The sequence below is a fragment of the Bradyrhizobium sp. cir1 genome (assembly GCF_014198245.1).
GTDB lineage: Bacteria > Pseudomonadota > Alphaproteobacteria > Rhizobiales > Xanthobacteraceae > Bradyrhizobium.
The window spans coordinates 15,740-33,349 of record NZ_JACIHE010000020.1; the positions used below are offsets into that span (position 1 = coordinate 15,740).

Genomic DNA, 17,610 nt, shown 5'->3' on the forward strand with positions numbered 1-17,610 from the left:
ACCCTTGCTCAATATGTTCTGGGGCCAGCCCGTGAAATCCAACCGATTACGTCGCATGCTATCGCGTCAGCACACAGCGCCAAGGTCGATCCGGGCTCGGGCTAGAGGCCCAACTGTCATTCGGCCTGCAATATTGACCCCCTAAGCCGGGGGATCGGCGTCCAAAATTGACCCCCTACAGATTGGTCTGTTGCGCTGCCTGCTTTGGAACGAAGCAGGTGGTGGGGGATGCTGATCGTGGAGACGATTGCCCGGATTCGGCGCGAGCACTTCATCAAGGGCAAGACGATCAAGGAGATCGCCCGTGACCTGAAGGTGTCGCGGAACACGGTTCGGAAGGTGTTGAGGTCGGGAGAGACCTCCTTCGAGTACGAGCGGCAGGTGCAGCCGCGGCCAAAGCTGGGACGATGGGCAGTAGAGCTTGACGGTTTGCTGGCGGCGAACGCGGCTAAATCGGCTCGTGAACAGCTGACGTTGATCCGGATCTTCGAAGAGCTGCGCGGCCGCGGCTAAGACGGCGGTTACGATGCGGTGCGGCGTTACGCCAGGCGGTGGAGCAAAGAACGCGGGCAATCGACCGCGGCCGCTTATGTCCCGCTGAGCTTTGCCCCAGGCGAAGCCTACCAGTTCGACTGGAGCCACGAGGTGGTCTTGCTGAGCGGCACCACGGTGATGGTGAAGGCCGCCCATGTCCGGCTCTGTCACAGCCGCATGCTGTTCGTGCGGGCCTATCCGCGGGAGACGCAGGAGATGGTGTTCGACGCCCACGACCGGGCGTTCGCCCTGTTCAAAGGCACCTGCAGCCGCGGCATCTACGACAACATGAAGACCGCCGTAGAGACGATCTTCGTCGGTAAAGGCCGTCTCTACAATCGCCGCTTCCTGCAGATGTGCAGCCACTATCTGGTCGATCCGGTCGCCTGTACGCCAGCATCGGGCTGGGAGAAGGGGCAGGTCGAGAACCAGGTCGGGCTGGTCCGGGAACGCTTCTTCACGCCGCGGCTGCGGTTCAAAAACCTCGACGAGTTAAATGCCTGGCTGCTCGACAAATGCATCGCCTACGCCAAGGCTCATCGCCATCCGGAGCTGGTCGATCAGACGATCTGGGAAGTGTTCGAAGCCGAACGCCCCAAACTCGTTCCCTATGCCGGCCGCTTCGACGGCTTCCATGCGGTGCCTGCGTCGGTCTCGAAGACCTGCCTGGTGCGCTTCGACAACAACAAGTACTCGGTCGCAGCCAGCGCAGTCGGACGACCGGTCGAGGTTCAAGCCTATGCCGATCGCATCGTGATCCGTCAGGATGGACGCATCGTTGCCGAGCACCCGCGATCCTTTGGCCGCGGCGATACCGTCTACGACCCTTGGCATTATGTGCCGGTGCTCGCCCGCAAACCCGGCGCCTTGCGCAACGGTGCTCCCTTCAAAGACTGGGTGCTGCCGGCCGCGATCGAGCGGATCCGGCGCAAGCTTGCCGGCACCGACGATGGCAATCGGCAGATGGTCGACATCCTCAACGCGGTGCTGACTGACGGTCTGCCCGCGGTGGAAGCGGCCTGTGCCGAAGCGCTCAGTCACAGCGTCCATTCCGCCGATGTCGTGCTCAATATCCTGGCCCGTCAACGTGAACCCGCCCCACCGGCCAACATCATGACGCCGGCCGCACTGACGCTCCGTCATGCACCGATCGCCGATTGTGCCCGCTACGACAACCTCCGGAGGACCGTCTGATGGAACGAACCCAAATCTTCGATCTCATGGGCGAACTCAAGCTCTACGGCATGAAGGCTGCCTTCGACGAGATCATGGCAACTGCCGTCAAGCGCCAGCACGAACCTCAGCGCATTGTCGGCGACCTGCTCAACGCCGAGATCAACGAGAAGCAAGCCAGGTCGATCAAATACCAGCTCACCATTGCCAAGCTGCCGCTTGCCAAGGACATCGCCGACTTCCAGTTCGACGGCACGCCGATCAATCAGACCCTCGTCAATGATCTCGCTGGCGGCGGCTTCATCGCCCAACAACGCAACGTCGTGCTGGTTGGCGGCACCGGCACAGGCAAAACCCACCTGGCCATTGCCATCGCCAGAAGCTGCATCCGATCCGGTGCCCGCGGCCGCTTCTTCAACGTAGTCGACCTCGTCAATCGCCTCGAGACCGAGACGCGCAACGGACGGCAGGGAAGGCTCGCCGAGCATCTGACCCGGATGGACTTCATCGTGCTGGATGAACTCGGCTATTTGCCCTTCGCCCAGTCCGGTGGCCAGCTCCTCTTCCACCTCGTCAGCCGGCTCTATGAGCGCGCCTCCGTCATCGTGACCACCAATCTCGCATTCGGCGAATGGCCGAGCGTGTTCGGCGACGCCAAGATGACCACCGCGCTGCTCGACCGGTTGACCCATCACTGCGACATTGTCGAGACCGGCAACGATAGCTGGCGGTTCAAAAGCCGCGACGACGATCACGCCATCCGCGCTCGTCTCGCCTCCGCTATCCCGGCCAGCTCCGACGAGACGAGCGCTACCAGCAAACCCCGCCGCGCAAAGGGGTCAGAATTGGACGCCGATGAGGGGTCAAATTTGCAAGCCGATTGACAGCCCAACGGCTGGCCCAAATTGAGCGCCTATGCGACCGGGGCGAACTGGTCTCGGAATTCACCGAGGTCGAAAGCGGACGACGTATCGACCGCCCAAGGCTTGCGGAAGCTCTTGCGGCGTGCCGGCTGCATCGGGTCACTCTAATCATTGCGAAGCTTGACCGATTGGCTCGAAACGTCGCCTTCGTTCTAACCTGATGGAAAGCGGGACCGAAATTGAGGCGGTCGATTTCCCCCGGGCGAACCGGTAACAATCCATATTCTGGCCGCCGTCGCGGAAAACGAAGCTCAAGCGATATCCCAGCGGACCCGGGCGGCACTGGCGGCCGCTAAGGCGCGAGGAATTCGTCTCGGCGGCTTTCGTGGCCGCGCAGAAACCTGCAATGATCTTACAAGGGCGCGCGCCGTCCGAACTGCCAAAGCGAACCGTCGAGCCACCGATCTGGCTCTCCATTGATCCAAGCCATTCAAAGCGAAGGCATGACCTCTGCACACGGGATCGCTGCGGCGCTCAACAAGCGAGGCATCACAGCACCTCGCGGGAGCGCGTGGAACATCGCCCAGGTGAGCCGCGTTCTTTCACGGCCCGCCTTCGTTGTCTGACCTGGGGCGCGGTCTGCTCGTGGCGGGCGACGCAGAACTCAACATGCTTGCTTCATCTATCCATTGTGAGTTGCACTCTGTAACACCCTCATCATGGTTTCGGCGTCCTCGCGGGCGAGCTCGTTGAAAAACTGCTCTTGGTGGCCTCTTGCGCGCAGCAGCGCATTAGCAACTTTCAGGGCTATCTCTGTCAGCTCGCGCATCTGGGCCGGGGTGATTGCTGCGGCCTTGAAGATGTCGTCATACGAGATGCGGGCGCTTCGGTGCGCGAAGGCGTTGTGGCGCAGAATAGTAACCTTGCCGGCCAGCGGTTCGGCATGACTGATCAGCGCCTCCACTTCGGAATAAGCTTGTGGCGAAAGCATCCCTGCCCGAGCCATCTCTCGGCTGAGTGCAGGAAGCGTTATCGTGTCGCGTCGCTTTTCAAAGAGCGCAGCGACCGAGACGACGAACGCCACGAAATGGGCATGTGGAGCGAAGCGGAAGAACTCGCTGAACTCATTCATGGTATCGAGCAGGTGCGGCCGGGTGTCGGCACCCTCAAAATAAAACCAGATGTCGAAGAAGATGCGCGAGCGAAGCACGAGCTGGGCCGCACGTTCGATCCGGTCTTCAATTGGGAGGGGCGATGGCACTACTTGCGACCCCAGCCAGGTGCAGGAATTCGTCGAACAACCCAGATAGCTTCACGCCGGCCTTAACTGGTCCAGCAATCTGGTTAGCGCCAACAATCACACCCATGAGGGCTTGGCACGACCACTCGATTGTGTCGAGAATGTCTTTTTCGGTCACCTCGGCTTCAACGGTGAGAAGCAGCGAACCGTCGCCCTGTCTGGTGATGTATCTGGTCAGCGCTTCGAGGGACGGATGAGCTGAGTCGGACGAAAGCTGCTTGTACCAAAGGTAGGCGTCCTTGATGCTGCACCCCTTTGTAGCGTCGGCGTAGTTGATCGCGCGGGCCTTTGGATACCGAGCCCGAAGCAGGCCCATGGTTTGACGAAGGCCGTCCTCGTGAGGGGACTTCGAATTCTGGACTTCGAGCCACGAGAGGACCCAGTTGCCGCGTGACTGCCGGCTCCTCGCAGCGTCTTCAACCATCTGTTTGACAAACGCATCACCGCCTTCAGCAAGGCCGCCTTGCATGAACAGGTTCTCGAAGATGCAGCGCGTTAGTGTTCTGGCCTCGACAATGAGCCCGAGGTCCAGTAGCCGCGGGACCCCTCGAAAGTGGCCTAGACTTCTAGACAGCAAGGCAAGAGCGATCACCTTCGGATCTTGGCTCCCCTTTTCCGTATCGAATTTGTCGCACTGGCCAACGATCTCAAGCGCTACGTCCATAAGTCGCTGAGCGTGCCCAAGCCATTGGCTTTTTCGCTGCTCGAAAGTCAGCTCGCTGCTCATTGCCTATGCATCCGGATAGGTTTGCTCGCTGTCCCCGTGAGATCGCCATCCGCATCGGGGGCAATCGGTTTCACTATCGCCAGCGTCAGCCTTGATCGGCTGCCACTGATGGCATTTCGGACAGCGCCGCTGCGGTACATGCTCTGGATTGGCGTGGGGTGTACTCATGACCGACCTCCAAGTCCGCCCAGCTTATCCGATTCGTCGCGTGTCCAGCCCGGACACATAGGTAACGGATCGTACCTAAGACATGGGTGACAACCTCGTGCCAAACGGGTTGTCGAGAAGCTGCAGGGTTTTCTGCTCCAGGTCGAACTATCCAAGATCATAGTGCATGAAGCTGACGAGCCAAATGCCATCGTCGACTTACCTTGATGCCGAGTTTCTGGCCGGCCAGCACGAGGGAGATATTGATTCTCTTGCGGTGCAGAGGCGACCGCAGGAGGTGACGACGACGTCGCGGTCATGGAAGGGATAAGCCAGTTCCGGCAAGCCGCCGTAGCGGCGGGTTGAGGCTGAGTAGACCTGGGCTTGCGACGAACAGGTCGAGCCTCGTCAGCTCTCCGCTTCCATCGGAAGATCTGACGAAAAAGGTATGACCAGCCAACGATCGCTGAAGAAGGACATGGTGTACGCGGAGAGCGCTTCTAATGAACTCGGAATCTGTGTGGGCATCGGTCATGGTCTTTGGCCATTCGAATGCGTCCGCGGTTTTCTCTGACAAGGTGATGCTAAATCGCCGACGCTCATGCTCAGCCTGTTCCTGAGTTGACGTTCTTGTGCGCTCAACTTTGTGAGCGAGTAGCCGAACGGCACGTTGCCAAAGGAGAGCGGCACCATTGCCGAGTAGGAGGCGCGGATTGCCTCTTTGTACAGTCTTTCCGTGAGACGTCCCTTCGCATTTAGTTTCTTTATGCGCTTGTGGTCGATCTCCACCATCCATCGATTTCCATATTCGCGGGCGTGCCTGGCACCAGTCGCCGTGGCTTCGCCAGGCCGCTTTCGGAATAATAGCTGTGCCGACGCGCATGCGGCACCCTATCGACGCCCGCTAGACACAACTATCGCCCCCCTCTTGCCGTGTCGGTACTTATGTTCGGGGGATGAGGGTCGGATTTTCCAAGGCGGCCAATGCTTTCGTCACTTCGCGACCAGCCCATCGGCGGAGCCCTCCGATTGTGCAAGAGCCCTCGATGCGACGTTCGCTTCGGGCGTTCTTTCGTCCCGGCAGTGACACACCCATGGAGACATCCCCTGACACCGCGTCAGTACCTCTGGGAGGATGAAGCGGGGAATAGCAGCGCGGTCAAGGATTTCGCCACTTGCGGTCGGCACCATTCCCAGTCTGACTTTCTGGGTTCTAACTGGGTTCTAACGAACCCCAGAAATCCGTCCCGTCGTCCGGCGCCGTCCGACAGGCTGAGCCGGCGGGCGCACATCCGGTTCAACTTGATGAAGATGAAGATGGGCCCGTCTAGTTTTGGGCGAGAAACTTGCGAGCCTCTTGAGAAGATTTCATGAGCTCGCCAATCAATCTCCCTTGGAGATCTTCTGCGTTACGTCGCACCTCGTATGCGGCATTTTTCAAGTTGTTGAAATCGGTGCTAATCGAACCCCACAGCGCTCGAAATGCCTGCAGATTGCCCGCGGGGATTCCTGAAACTGTTCTGTCGATATTTGTGACGTGACCGCGAAAGATATCAATCAGCCGTCTCATGTCGGGCAGATCGTCGAAGTCCGTCCGGAAGAATGTGCCGGAGAACTGGTCCCGAATAGAAGAATCAACCAGCTGTCGCAACGACACGTGTATCTGCTGCGCCTCCGCTTCGGGAATTGTGGTAACGTCCTTCCATACTGGGATCTGATTTGCGTAAGCTTCCCATGCGGGAATCATTCGAGTCAACCGCTCGGTTTGTTCGAGCTGGATTGCAATGCCTTCCAAACGAGCTTGGAACTGATCTACTGGTCGTGTCCCCATTGGTGGTGTAGCTCGGTAGAGCAAAGCCGTCCGCACGCGCGCTCTCACATAGCGCCGTAGCGGGCGGGCGGCTTTGCGGTGGTCACCGGCGATTCGCCGGTAGGGTCGGGTTGCTGACACCAACCTGATTCGAGGAACCACCGATGACCGATGAGATGATGAACCTCCGCACGCTCGTGGAGAAGACCCCTGATGCCGATCTGTTGCGTGAGATGATCGGCTTTGCTGCCCAGCGCCTGATGGAGCTGGAAGTCGAAGGCCAGACCGGGGCCGCCTACGGCGAGAAGACCCCCGAGCGTCTGGCCCAGCGCAACGGCTACCGCGACCGGACCTGGGAGACCCGCGCCGGCACGGTCGAACTGCGCATTCCCAAGCTGCGCAAGGGCTCCTACTTCCCGGGCTTTCTGGAGCCGCGCCGGATGGCCGAGAAGGCGCTCACCGCCGTGGTGCAGGAAGCCTATGTGCAGGGCGTCTCGACCCGCTCGGTCGACGATCTGGTGCAGGCGATGGGGATGAGCGGCATCTCCAAGAGCCAGGTCTCGCGGCTGTGCGCGGAGATCGACGACAAGGTGAAGGCCTTCCTCGCCCGTCCGATCGAGGGCGACTGGCCGTATCTGTGGATCGATGCCACCTACGTGAAGGTGCGTCAGCAGGGGCGCATCGTCTCGGTTGCGGTGATCGTCGCGGTCGGCGTCAACAGCGATGGCCGGCGCGAAGTTCTCGGCATGGATATCGGCCCGTCGGAGGCCGAGACGTTCTGGACCGCGTTCCTGCGCAAGCTCGCCCGCCGCGGCCTGCGCGGCGTCAAGCTGGTTGTCTCCGACGCCCATGAGGGCATCAAGGCCACCGTTCGCAAGGTGCTCAACGCCACCTGGCAGCGGTGCCGCGTGCACGTCATGCGCAACGCACTGGCCCATGCCGGCAAGAGCGGGCGGCGCGTCGTCTCCGCCTTCATCGCCACCGCGTTTGCCCAGGATGATGCCGAGGCCGCACGCGCGCAATGGCGGAAGGTCGCCGATCAGCTCCGTCCCAAGCTGCCGAAGCTTGCCGGCTTCCTCGACGAGGCCGAGACCGATGTGCTCGCCTATATGACGTTCCCGCCGCAGCACCGCACCAAGCTGCACTCGACCAATCCGATCGAGCGCCTCAATGGCGAGATCAAGCGGCGGACCGAGGTCGTTGGCATCTTCCCCAATGAGGACGCCATCGTCCGCCTCATCGGCGCGATCCTGCTCGAACAGAACGATGAATGGGCCGTCCAGCGCGCCCGCTACATGACGCTGGAAACCATCGCGCCGTTGAGCGATGATCCCACCGTCAGCCTCCCGGCTATCGCCAGCTGACCAGTCCGGCTCTCGCCGGCGAACGCGGTGTCCCACCGCCAGTTACACCACGCTCAGGGACACGATCGATCTACTTTATCGCGCAGATCGGTCAGTACCTTGGCGCTCGACGAATCACGCGTGCCGCCAATCAACGTTTTCAGCAGAGAGAACGTCTCAAGAAAAGTCTTGCTGATACCAATGAGTGAGCCAATTTCGAGCATGGCACACCTCCATCCCTGACTTTGAACTCGGGAAGCAAGCCAATCCAACTCGCAACTAATGTTGACTGCTGCCGATAATAACGCGCTTCGCGCGAATAACCAGCGCTTTGTTGGATCGTGAGCTTCGATGCGACGGTATCTTTCCCCCGCACAGCTCAGTGACTGTTGCGATGCACCGGCCGCACTGCTTCATTGAAGATTGAGGCGTTGCACAAGCAGCAGGCCGCTTGCGCAGCGGCGCTCAAGGATGGCCGCTCTTCGCGGCCACCGCGCGAGCGGCGCATCGCGTCCTTGAAGGCTGCGATCACAGTGGCATGCTAGAGCGTGTCGGGGTACTCAACTCCTCAGCTGTCCTGCGATAATCCAACGACGCAGTCACCATTTGCTTGCGGCGACTTTTCTCTTCTCTTTCTCGCATTCACTTTGTCTGAAAGTCGCCCTTCGGCTACAATGCCAGCGCGTCGTGCGGTCCGATTTGAGGACGGCATATCTGTCCCTGACCCCCAGAGCACATTTCGCGTTTGGAACTGAACCGGTCCCCCTATGTGACTGCGTCCTCGGACCCCGGCGCTAACCGCCGGGTCATTGCGACCATCCTTTTCACGCTGTATCGAAGCGATAGAGCATGCCCAGTCTTGCGCACCGAGCGGGACGTGTTGCAGACGCGAAGTAAAGCGCCCGGTTGAACGCGGACCCTGGCTATATTAGGCTATCGACTTATACACCCGATTTTTGCGCTTTGCAGCGGGCAAAACATTGACCGACCACTCTGCAGATCAGGGGGCGGCGACGTCCCCAGGCTCCCCGAACACCGATCATCTGGTTGTGCTTGTGCATGGTATCAACAACCGTGCGCTCTGGATGGACGATGTAAAGCCTGCTCTCGAGAACTCGGGCTTTGCAGTCGCGGCGACCAGTTACGGTCGATTTAGTATTGCGCGTTTCCTCGCGCCATTCACCGGCTTTCGAAATAAGGCGATCGAGCGTGTCGCAAAGGACATCAGAACAGCGATACGGGCCTACAAACAAGATACGGGAAGTGATCCGAAGCGAATGTCCGTCATCTCGCATAGCTTCGGAACGTACGTTGTTGGCAAGTTACTGACCGACTATCCCGAGTTTAAATGGTACCGCGTTATTTTTTGCGGGAGCGTTGTCCGCGAGGACTTCCCTCTGGACCAAGTTCTTGGTCGCTTTGCCGATCCCCTGCTCAACGAGATCGGTACGAAAGACTTCTGGCCTGCTTTGGCCGAGAGCGCAGGCTGGGACTACGGCTCGGTCGGCTCAACCGGCTTTAATAGCCCGCCCGTCGAAACGAGGTGGCACCACGGATACCGACATAGCGACTTCCTTACAGAAGAGTTTTGCAACAACTTCTGGATCCCTTTCCTAGAAGGAGCCAAAGCTAAACGGGCCGATAAATCAGAGCAGTTGCCGCTGGCTATCCGCATACTCGCAATGCTGCCGTTGCGCTGGATAATCCTCGTTGTCGTACCGATCTTCCTCGCCTCAATCGGCTATTTTTTTCAAGCTGAGGCGCGACGCGCCTTCCTTATAGTCCAGAACGCACAAGTCGAAGGATCATGGAAGCGGACCGAAATGACTTGCCCGCTTACGCCACCGGCATCGTCACTGGTTGTACGAGAAGGAAGCGCGGAGGAAATACTCAACTTGTTGGCGGCGCTAGAGCCTTGGAGGCGGGACGACAAGTTCCAGGAACTCTACCTGAATAGATTTATAGGTCGCGATGGATGGACTGGCACGGTACGTGAACCTCCAGACTTAAAGGACGGCCTTTGCAGGTTTATGGTTTCAGAAGACGGCACTTCGGCCCGCATTTTGGTAAACACCTGCGAACATACCTGCAACTACAGAAGAGGAGATAGAATACAGCTCTCAGGCTGGCTAATGCATCGCGATGATAACTACGTCGAAATCGGTACCGGTCGTCATACCATCGTCACTGGAGTTGGGCCGCGCCTGCCGAAAACATCCGTACCAACGAAAGCCGCTATCGTGTGCCACGGCGAAGACGAGAATGCGTGCAAAGAGCATAAGTACGACGTGTTCGAACTTTGTAGCGAGGCAAACGGGGTGGGCGGCGCCGACCCTAACGTAAGCGGTCGTGCTATCTGTGGCGATAGCAACTTCGACGTCTCTCCCGCAGAAGGTGGCAGCATTCGTGGCAATCATTGCGGATATTCTTGGTACCGCATAACTTGCAAATAGCTTCGGTTCGATTGCGTTTCGCGCCACCTTGCAGCCTGATACACCGCGCCCAACTCGGCTCAAATGAGCAACCGTAGATAAATTGGTCTACTCGATGGCTGCAGCACCTGTCTCCGAATCCCATACATTTTTGGACAACTTCTTTGTAGCTCTCGTCGTGGTCGCCGGTCTCCTGTCAGGTCTCGATTTCCTAATTGGACCAGCGGGTCGAGACCGATTACGAAAGAAGATGGGCGATTGGTGGGTATTTGTAGAGGAGACATCGTTCGGCGAACATCTGTCACAAGATGCGCGGTGGCTTCTCGAAATCTATCAGGAGCTATTCGAAGGCGACGAAGCGTTCGAGCGGTGGGGGAGAGGCTTCATTTTCGTCGTTTTTCCAGGAATCCTACTCATGGCAGGCACCGAGCTCGTTTGGGTGCTCAAATATGGACTTGGTGGACGCCTCGCCCCGGGGCAGGTCGGCGCAAGCACTCAGTGCTGCTGCTTCCTATGATCTTTTCTACTGTGGTCGGCGTTGCTGGGATTTGGCTCATCGGTTGGGTCCTCCGGGTCTTGAGTAACACGGCGACTGCTGGATCTGTAACCATCAGCTTCGGAGCAACAACGATCTACGTTGCGGCAGCAGCGGCGCTCATTTTCCTTTCCATCGTGCTAGCGAACGTTTGGGAATTTTTCGTTCGGCCGCTGTATCAATCCAACATTGTTCATGGACGTGATGTATTTTTAGTGTCTAACGTTTTGGGACACGCGCTCAACTTCAAACTTGATCCTCATATTTCTACTTTGGCTGCCGCCTTTTCCGCCGGTGCGAATGCACTAGTCGCGCTGATGTTGGTGAGCTTGGAACTATTCATCGCGATAGCGAAGGTGTTTAGCTTCGTGCTTAAGCCATTTTCCTCGCTGTTACTGCGGCGATTTTACGAATCCAATCAAGGCGTTCTAACAATTGTCGCGGTCGGTGGTGGAGCACTGGCTAAACTAGGCCAGGAATTGGTGAAAGCCGCATACCAATAAGCCAGCGGCGCGGGTCCAAATTTCAACGATCATGGCGTTTCTCAAGTCAACGTCGGCGGCATACTAGGCGAAAGCGTCATCGCATTGAATGACCTCGAAGGGACACGATCGATCAGGAGCTTCAGATACCCAAGGCCTGGACCCAACCATAAAGGTTAGTTATCTTTTGCACCCGCAGACGAACTTCTCGAAAGCACTATTCGTTCAGGAAGGAAACGTCGTGACCGTTCACATTCCTTGTGGGGCGCGCACCCCCAACGAAGCTGATGCCATTCGAACACTGAGCGATGGATTGTTCGAAGACGAGTGGGCACTCTTGACCAGCATTCCTCGATTTCTTGTCCCCCGGAGATCGACGCGTGCCTGCTCGGGCGGAAGGAATGATTGTTCTCGAGCTGAAGAACCATCGAGGAGCAATTAGCTGCGATGCTATCGGTTCCTGGGAAGGGATCGATGAGGAGAAGAACCCGCTGCAACAGGCGGAGGATTGCGCCCAAAGGGTAAAGGGCTGGCTCACCAATCGTGATCCTTCCTTGCGCGGGAAGGTCACATCGACGGCATCGTTGTGATGACCCATCCGGAGTGTCAGTTAAACATCGACAAGGACATTGCGGATCGAGTCGGACACTTGCGGAACACCCACAGCCTTGTGAAAGTCCGCTTCCGAAAGGAATTAGAGGATGGAATTCCGGAGCGTATCTTTAAGCTGATAACACAAAAGGATCCGCCGCGCGAACTGATTACAATTTGGCAAATAGGTTGCCGCTCCGTTGGAGATGAAATTCCACGTGATACCGACAAAGTGCCTTCAAAAGTTCTGTTCGAATCGCGGAGCCGCTCTACTCCTGTAAGTCGGCATCCTTGTTTCTTTCTCGCATCAACCGCGGGCGGCCCTGCGCATTCCGCCGCTATTCTCACCGAATTTCGATGGTGTTCGGGACGCAACCTACATACTACGATACCTGCTGGTCGCAATCTCATAATTGTTTGTCAACCGGTTTGGCGTAAGTTCTTGAATATTCTTAGGGCGGGTCGGTGGCCATGGTTGTCGTGGCGAGGCTTAGTTCGAGTTGGCCTGTCGTTGTACTCGCGCATAGCTGTATTTTTCATCGCGTCTTGGATTACTTTCGGCAACGCCGCCGAGCCAAATAGAGATTTGCGACAATGTCGTCGGTTCTTAAATTTCGACAGCTGCACCACGCGAAGTCTAAGACATATTCCTCGCCCCAGAAACCGCCTGAGATTTTGGGAACGTCGCCGCTCTGTTGTCGCAAGTTCAAGCTCTCGACATCCAAACAACAGATGACATCCATCAGGCCATCTTCACTCTCGAACGCGGGAATGGCTGCATCCGATTGCTCATCGGACAGACCACACTGAATGAAACGACCAGAAGAAGTTCGCTGGCTCAGTCGGCTAGGATTCATTTGCTTATTGCAGAGGCGCGCAGGGAGGCGACGCATTCTTTGGAGAAACGGTTTGAAATCGGGGATTGCGGATCATGGAGAACAATCGAAAGGCGCACCGCGTTCGGTTTGAACACAAGCACATTGTGAGCATCATGGGCGTCGATGGGACGTGGCGGCGAAGCTGCATTCTTGTCGACGCCTCTGCGAGTGGCGCCAAGCTTGAGGTCGAGGGCTCAACAGACCCCTTGAAAGCACAGGAATTCTTCCTGGTTCTGTCCTCCACCGGTCTGGCATTTCGACGCTGCGAGTTGGTTTGGGTGGATGGATCTCACGTCGGAGTTCAATTCGTCACCGCAAAGACAAACGAGACAAGGCGAACGCAGGGAAGCGTCTCGTCGACTCACTATGAGTGTGGTCGAGCGCCCGGCATGAAAACACCAAAGCCAAAGCAGTGGGCCGAGCAGGAGGTTCGTCGCTTAGCCGCGCTCGCTCGGCAAGGAGCCGGTGTATCGAAGATCGCTGCGGAGTTGGGCCGCCACGCCGGCTCGGTGAGGCGGATGGCGCGCACGATCGGAATACTGCTGAAGAAGTAGTACGCTTCGCGACCCCTTATCCACTTTCCGTAACTTTACGCACATTGCTCATGCAAGATGTTTGGCATCTACTTGCGATCGATTTTGTGACGAGCTCATTTTGGACAATGGCGTATGAGCGTTAACGCTCTGATGGTGACGATCCCTCAGGTCGAACTGGCATCGCGCGGCGTGCATTCATTGACCCCATCTGACTGATGAAGGGATCGTCGACCAACTAGTCAAGCAGCTCAATGAGGCTCGACGAGGCGCTCGCTTCGGCACGCGATCAGATTACGCTCCTGAGGCGCACTACACCGGACAGGTATTACCGTACGCGCCGTCGGGATCGAAGAGTCCGGACCGCCGGTGTAGCCGAATTGCCACACGTATAAACGTTCCTCGCGCCAGCCCTTACGTTAACGCTGCCTTAAACGAACCTTCGACTACGATGGTGGTCCCCCCTAGAGGATGGGACTTCCATCATGCGGTACAAAGTGTTCGTGGTGGACGGCAACCGGCAAGTGATTTGCGCTGCGAAGCTCGACTGCGCGAAGCTCGACTGCATCGACGAGCAGGCGGCGAGACGTCGAGCCGAATGGCGAGCACGACGTTGAGCTTTGGGACGGCGATCGGCTCGTCGCCGTGTTTTGAGGTGCAGCGTCGAACGAAAATCCAGGCTACGGGGAAACGCCGTCAGAGTAGCCTCCCACAGGTCAGCGTCAGCCACTCGCAACCGCGGTCAATGGTCGTCTCGGTCTAACTCGCGCAACAGTCGATGAAGGAAGTCGCTGGCGTGGCTGTATTGTGCGCTGCCGTCCAGGATCTGATGAGCGAGTGGTGACATTATGTTGCCAACAGCCTCAGAGCCAATCAGCTCAGTCCGTGATGACCATAACTCCAACAGCCCATCCGGGATGTGTTCGCTCGATCCAAATAGTTTGAGGAGCCGGCCTTCGGCGACATCGTTATGATCGAGGTGGGCCTTGGCCGCATAAAAGGCGAACAACCCACGAAAGGCCTCACGGGAAACCGAAGGCTTTGCCATCGCAATGTCCCCTACAGAATGTTTCAAATGAATTTGCGAAATCTGGAACTGAAGGGAGGCTATTCCTCGAACTCCTCACACAAAGAAGATTCTACAGCAGACCGGGAAAAAGTGGCAAGCGCTTAATCCACGTCTCCGATAGGCGCAGCATCCACCTGTCCACGCGGGAGATTGTGTCAGCGCTATCGACGGCTCTCCGCCGTGTCGCAGTTCTTTCGCGGTGCACTCGTGAGCAGGCCCGACGACCTTGCTGTCGCCTTAGATCGGTCGGCACGAGCGCAAGGCATCCTTGCACGAGAAATAGACCATGACGGGGTTCGCTGGCTTGCAGCGGGGGATGGGCGTGGTGCCGCCGGTACGAACATGGAGCCGCATTTGCGCGGCTCTCCTTATTATCCAGCTTCCGTGTCGGCGTCTGCTTCCGTTTCCTCTGTATCTTCAGCCTCCTCCTCCTCCTGTTCCTCTTCCGGTTCGTAGCCGATGTCGATCTCCTTGAAATCGACCTCGGCGCCTATGTCTTCTAAGAGCGCTTCAGTGACTTATAGAAGCCGTAGCGTTTGTCTTTGATGTATTTGCTTACAGCCTTCTTGTAGCAGTCCACTGAGCAAAACCAGTAGAGAGCCCAAAGAAGTCCCGTCTGCATCAAGAGCTCGCAAAACGAAACAGTCGTGTCGAGATTGCCTCGTCGATGACGAGTGCCGCAGGTCAAACATCTATCTTCGGCGATAGGCATGGCTATTTCTTTCGATTCAACGCATCAAGGAATCGCTGTTTCATTTCGGCTCTTTCGGAAGCCTTCAAGGCCGGTATGGCCTGGAGCCACATAAGAACGCGGCAGTTATGACGTAGCCGGTCGCTCGAGTGCTTGCAAACCACCAGGGCATCACGATGTGCATGGTCCCAACAAAACCGACGAGCAGACCGGCCATGCCGATAGGCACGCGGACCAGCTGTAAATTGGTCGACATTGGTCCCTCCCTAGAGAAGGCGGTCAGCGTGGGGGCAGCGCTGGAATGCTGGCCTTATCTGACCGCCCGCTCCTCTTACTTTGGAGCGTCGGACTTGGCCTTCACGCTTCTCAGGTAGGTAATCATGCCTGTCGTAAGTCGTGTCACGATCGAATGCGCCTAGCCCGTCTGGAGTTCGCGAGATTTTTCGCGAATGTGAACCAGGCCACAAGGGGCGGACCCGAAAACCATAAAGATACGAAACTACGAGTTGCAACGCGCGGTTCTTGAACCGAGTCGCGCTTGAACCGAGTCGCGGACGACCATTCCACCAAGGTCTTTTAGCGAGAATTTTTATGAGCGATCGCAAGGTCTTTACAGACAGCGTCACCGAATTGCCCGCCCAACCCGGAATGACCAAAGCTGGCCTGATGGTGGCTCAAGCAAAGAGCGACACCCGTAACGAAACGATGGAATTGCTCTTTTCACTGGAAATGCCTGACAATGACGATCTGGAGAAGCGTGTTGCTGAGGGCGAAGTATTGTCTGCAGACCAGATAGGTCAGAGGTACAGCCCCAAAAGAGCCGACGTCGACGCGCTCAAAACATGGCTGACCGAACAAGGCTTCACAGTCGTCGGGGAAAGTCCCCGGCGAAACCGGAGTATACGCCAAGGCCACGGTCGGTCAGATCGAACAAAGCCTCGGCGTTCAAATGGTGAGGGTCACAAAGCAAGGAATCACCTACACTGCCGCGCAGAACGCGCCAAGCCTCCCCGTATCTGTCGGCGCGCCGGTTCATGCCATCATTGGTTTGCAACCATTCCGTCACGCTCACAAGCACATGGCGCGCAAGCTTGTGCACACCAATCGCGTCACTCTGGATCGGCACGGGCTGCCCTCGCCAAATATTGCGAATTCTCCGCCATATCTCGTCGCCGAGATTCTCCAAGCGTATAATGCGAACGCATTGGGCGTCACCGGCGCGGGCCAGACGATTGCGATATTGATCGACACCTTTCCGAACGATCATGACATTACGGAGTTTTGGAAAGCAAACGGGATCGCCGTCGATCTGACAAGGATCGGCAAGATCAAAGTGGGCGCTGGCCATCTGCCCGCCCCCGAGGGAGAGGAGACGTTGGATGTATCCTGGACCAGCGGGATCGCTCCTGGAGCGAAAATCAAAATCTACGCGACCGGTTCACTTCAGTTTGTAGCGCTCGACCGAGCGCTCGATCGAATCATCGCGGACGCTTCGAATGATCCGAGCTTGCGACAACTGTCGATTAGCCTGGGATTGGGCGAACTTTCATGGGAGGCCCAAACGGCGAAGTGGCAACCCAGCATCAGAAATTCCTCATGCTCGCGGCGATGGGAGTAAATGTCTTCGTGTCGAGCGGCGATGCCGTATCCAATCCGAACAGCGACGGACAGACCCCCAACGGCCCACTTCAGGCAGAGTATGCAGCTTCCGATACAGCAGTCATCGGCGTCGGTGGGACAAGCTTGAAGCTTGCACCGGGGAACGGCGCCGTTGCACACGAGGACGGCTGGCCCGGCAGTGGTGGCGGTGACAGCATTTTCTTCAGCCGCCCTGCCTGGCAGACAGGCAAAGGCGTACCGACCGGGAGCAAATGGTCGGTCCCAGACGTGAGTGCCGCCGCTGATCCAAATGAAGGAGCATTCTTGGTCCTGCACGGACAGCCTACTGGAATTGGCGGTACCAGCTGGGCCGCGCCGGTTTGGGCAGGTTTCTGCGCTCTCATCAACGAGGCACGACAAGAAGCCGGATTGCCTCCGCTTTCATATTTGAACCCGTTGATTTACCCACTCAACGGCACTGGATGCTTCCGGGACATCACGGCTGGCAGCAATGGCGAGTTTACAGCAACTGGCGGCTATGACCGCGTGACCGGATTGGGAGCGCCCGACATCAAGCAGTTGATAGCTGCGTTGACGCGAGCCCCGGCGCAGGCCTCCGTCGCAGCGTAGACGCGCACGAAGAACTTGGCTATCGCTCACGCCTGTAAATTCGCAAGTCCCGATGCAGAGCTGGCTGAAAGGCATCAGCTCTGCGTCGCGGCTTAAACCGATTTTGCAACTTCGCGCTATGATCGAGAAACAATTCAAGGCGTTATGGAGGGAGAATAAATGGAGCCGGACTCGGCGATCTCACCCCAGTGGCACAGTTTACCGAAATGGGAAGGGCCAGCCTTCGCAAGTATCGTGGCAGTCCTACTAGGGCTGGGAAGCCGGAGACCATAG

The 17,610-nt window shown here is 57.7% G+C and carries 17 protein-coding genes and 3 pseudogenes; 14 read left to right on the top strand and 6 right to left on the bottom strand.

The window, feature by feature from the left end; all coding sequences use genetic code 11:
* Positions 1-228 precede the first annotated feature (228 nt).
* The 5 genes and pseudogenes from istA to GGD63_RS40310 form a co-directional block, all read left to right on the top strand.
* Positions 229-1,719, top strand: a pseudogene (gene istA / locus GGD63_RS30545) (IS21 family transposase); the annotation flags it as partial.
* A gap of 8 nt (positions 1,720-1,727) precedes the next feature.
* Complete coding sequence (gene istB, locus GGD63_RS30550; protein WP_183247551.1) at positions 1,728-2,591, top strand: IS21-like element helper ATPase IstB; 864 nt, start codon at positions 1,728-1,730, stop codon at positions 2,589-2,591.
* Positions 2,588-2,791 carry a recombinase family protein gene (locus GGD63_RS40305; RefSeq protein WP_246785715.1) on the top strand — a complete coding sequence of 68 codons (204 nt, stop codon included), beginning with the start codon at positions 2,588-2,590 and terminating at the stop codon, positions 2,789-2,791. The genes istB and GGD63_RS40305 overlap by 4 nt, the downstream gene beginning before the upstream one ends.
* A gap of 64 nt (positions 2,792-2,855) precedes the next feature.
* The gene (locus GGD63_RS41020) at positions 2,856-3,050 is read left to right on the top strand and encodes a hypothetical protein (protein WP_409334107.1); all 195 of its coding nucleotides are present in this window, start codon (positions 2,856-2,858) and stop codon (positions 3,048-3,050) included.
* Positions 3,051-3,073: 23 nt separating this feature from the next.
* Positions 3,074-3,196 carry a recombinase family protein gene (locus GGD63_RS40310; RefSeq protein WP_246785727.1) on the top strand — a complete coding sequence of 41 codons (123 nt, stop codon included), beginning with the start codon at positions 3,074-3,076 and terminating at the stop codon, positions 3,194-3,196.
* A gap of 56 nt (positions 3,197-3,252) precedes the next feature.
* On the opposite strand, the gene GGD63_RS30560 is transcribed toward GGD63_RS40310, so the two are convergent.
* The 4 genes and pseudogenes from GGD63_RS30560 to GGD63_RS30570 form a co-directional block, all read right to left on the bottom strand.
* Positions 3,253-3,831, bottom strand: a complete 579-nt coding sequence (locus GGD63_RS30560; RefSeq protein ID WP_183247553.1) for a hypothetical protein — start codon at positions 3,829-3,831, stop codon at positions 3,253-3,255.
* A complete protein-coding gene (locus GGD63_RS30565) occupies positions 3,809-4,597 on the bottom strand; it encodes a DUF5677 domain-containing protein (protein ID WP_183247555.1) in 789 nt (262 codons plus the stop codon). Before GGD63_RS30565 ends, GGD63_RS30560 begins: the two co-directional genes overlap by 23 nt.
* 243 nt (positions 4,598-4,840) lie before the next feature.
* Positions 4,841-5,128 (bottom strand): annotated as a pseudogene (locus tag GGD63_RS40315) (IS481 family transposase); the annotation flags it as partial.
* Positions 5,129-6,071: 943 nt separating this feature from the next.
* Positions 6,072-6,611, bottom strand: a complete 540-nt coding sequence (locus GGD63_RS30570; protein ID WP_183247557.1) for a hypothetical protein — start codon at positions 6,609-6,611, stop codon at positions 6,072-6,074.
* Positions 6,612-6,718: 107 nt separating this feature from the next.
* On the opposite strand from GGD63_RS30570, the gene GGD63_RS30575 reads away from it, so the two are divergent.
* On the top strand, positions 6,719-7,918 hold the full coding sequence (locus tag GGD63_RS30575) for an IS256 family transposase (protein WP_183247559.1): 1,200 nt from the start codon (positions 6,719-6,721) through the stop codon (positions 7,916-7,918).
* Between the two features lie 53 nt (positions 7,919-7,971).
* Here the strand turns inward: GGD63_RS30575 and GGD63_RS30580 are convergent, their stop codons facing one another.
* Positions 7,972-8,121: a hypothetical protein gene (locus GGD63_RS30580; protein WP_183247561.1), complete on the bottom strand. Its 150-nt coding sequence runs from the start codon at positions 8,119-8,121 to the stop codon at positions 7,972-7,974.
* 756 nt (positions 8,122-8,877) lie between these two features.
* On the opposite strand from GGD63_RS30580, the gene GGD63_RS30585 reads away from it, so the two are divergent.
* From GGD63_RS30585 to GGD63_RS40855, 5 genes are all read left to right on the top strand, one after another.
* Complete coding sequence (locus tag GGD63_RS30585) at positions 8,878-10,350, top strand: triacylglycerol lipase (protein WP_183247562.1); 1,473 nt, start codon at positions 8,878-8,880, stop codon at positions 10,348-10,350.
* Positions 10,351-10,444: 94 nt separating this feature from the next.
* Positions 10,445-10,846: a hypothetical protein gene (locus GGD63_RS30590; RefSeq protein WP_183247564.1), complete on the top strand. Its 402-nt coding sequence runs from the start codon at positions 10,445-10,447 to the stop codon at positions 10,844-10,846.
* The gene (locus GGD63_RS30595) at positions 10,828-11,367 is read left to right on the top strand and encodes a hypothetical protein (protein WP_183247565.1); all 540 of its coding nucleotides are present in this window, start codon (positions 10,828-10,830) and stop codon (positions 11,365-11,367) included. The genes GGD63_RS30590 and GGD63_RS30595 overlap by 19 nt, the downstream gene beginning before the upstream one ends.
* Positions 11,368-11,747: 380 nt before the next feature.
* A complete protein-coding gene (locus tag GGD63_RS30600; protein WP_183247567.1) occupies positions 11,748-11,936 on the top strand; it encodes a nuclease-related domain-containing protein in 189 nt (62 codons plus the stop codon).
* A 932-nt stretch (positions 11,937-12,868) separates the two neighbouring features.
* Positions 12,869-13,369 carry a PilZ domain-containing protein gene (locus tag GGD63_RS40855; RefSeq protein ID WP_210316032.1) on the top strand — a complete coding sequence of 167 codons (501 nt, stop codon included), beginning with the start codon at positions 12,869-12,871 and terminating at the stop codon, positions 13,367-13,369.
* Positions 13,370-14,090: 721 nt separating this feature from the next.
* Here the strand turns inward: GGD63_RS40855 and GGD63_RS30610 are convergent.
* Positions 14,091-14,396 carry a hypothetical protein gene (locus tag GGD63_RS30610; RefSeq protein WP_183247569.1) on the bottom strand — a complete coding sequence of 102 codons (306 nt, stop codon included), beginning with the start codon at positions 14,394-14,396 and terminating at the stop codon, positions 14,091-14,093.
* 1,417 nt (positions 14,397-15,813) lie between these two features.
* Here GGD63_RS30610 and GGD63_RS41025 point away from each other — a divergent pair.
* The 3 genes and pseudogenes from GGD63_RS41025 to GGD63_RS30620 all read left to right on the top strand — a co-directional run.
* Positions 15,814-15,981: pseudogene (locus GGD63_RS41025) on the top strand (protease pro-enzyme activation domain-containing protein); the annotation flags it as partial.
* Between the two features lie 76 nt (positions 15,982-16,057).
* The gene (locus GGD63_RS30615) at positions 16,058-16,726 is read left to right on the top strand and encodes a hypothetical protein (protein ID WP_183247572.1); all 669 of its coding nucleotides are present in this window, start codon (positions 16,058-16,060) and stop codon (positions 16,724-16,726) included.
* Positions 16,705-17,337 carry a hypothetical protein gene (locus GGD63_RS30620; protein WP_183247574.1) on the top strand — a complete coding sequence of 211 codons (633 nt, stop codon included), beginning with the start codon at positions 16,705-16,707 and terminating at the stop codon, positions 17,335-17,337. Before GGD63_RS30615 ends, GGD63_RS30620 begins: the two co-directional genes overlap by 22 nt.
* The last annotated feature ends 273 nt before the right edge of the window (positions 17,338-17,610 follow it).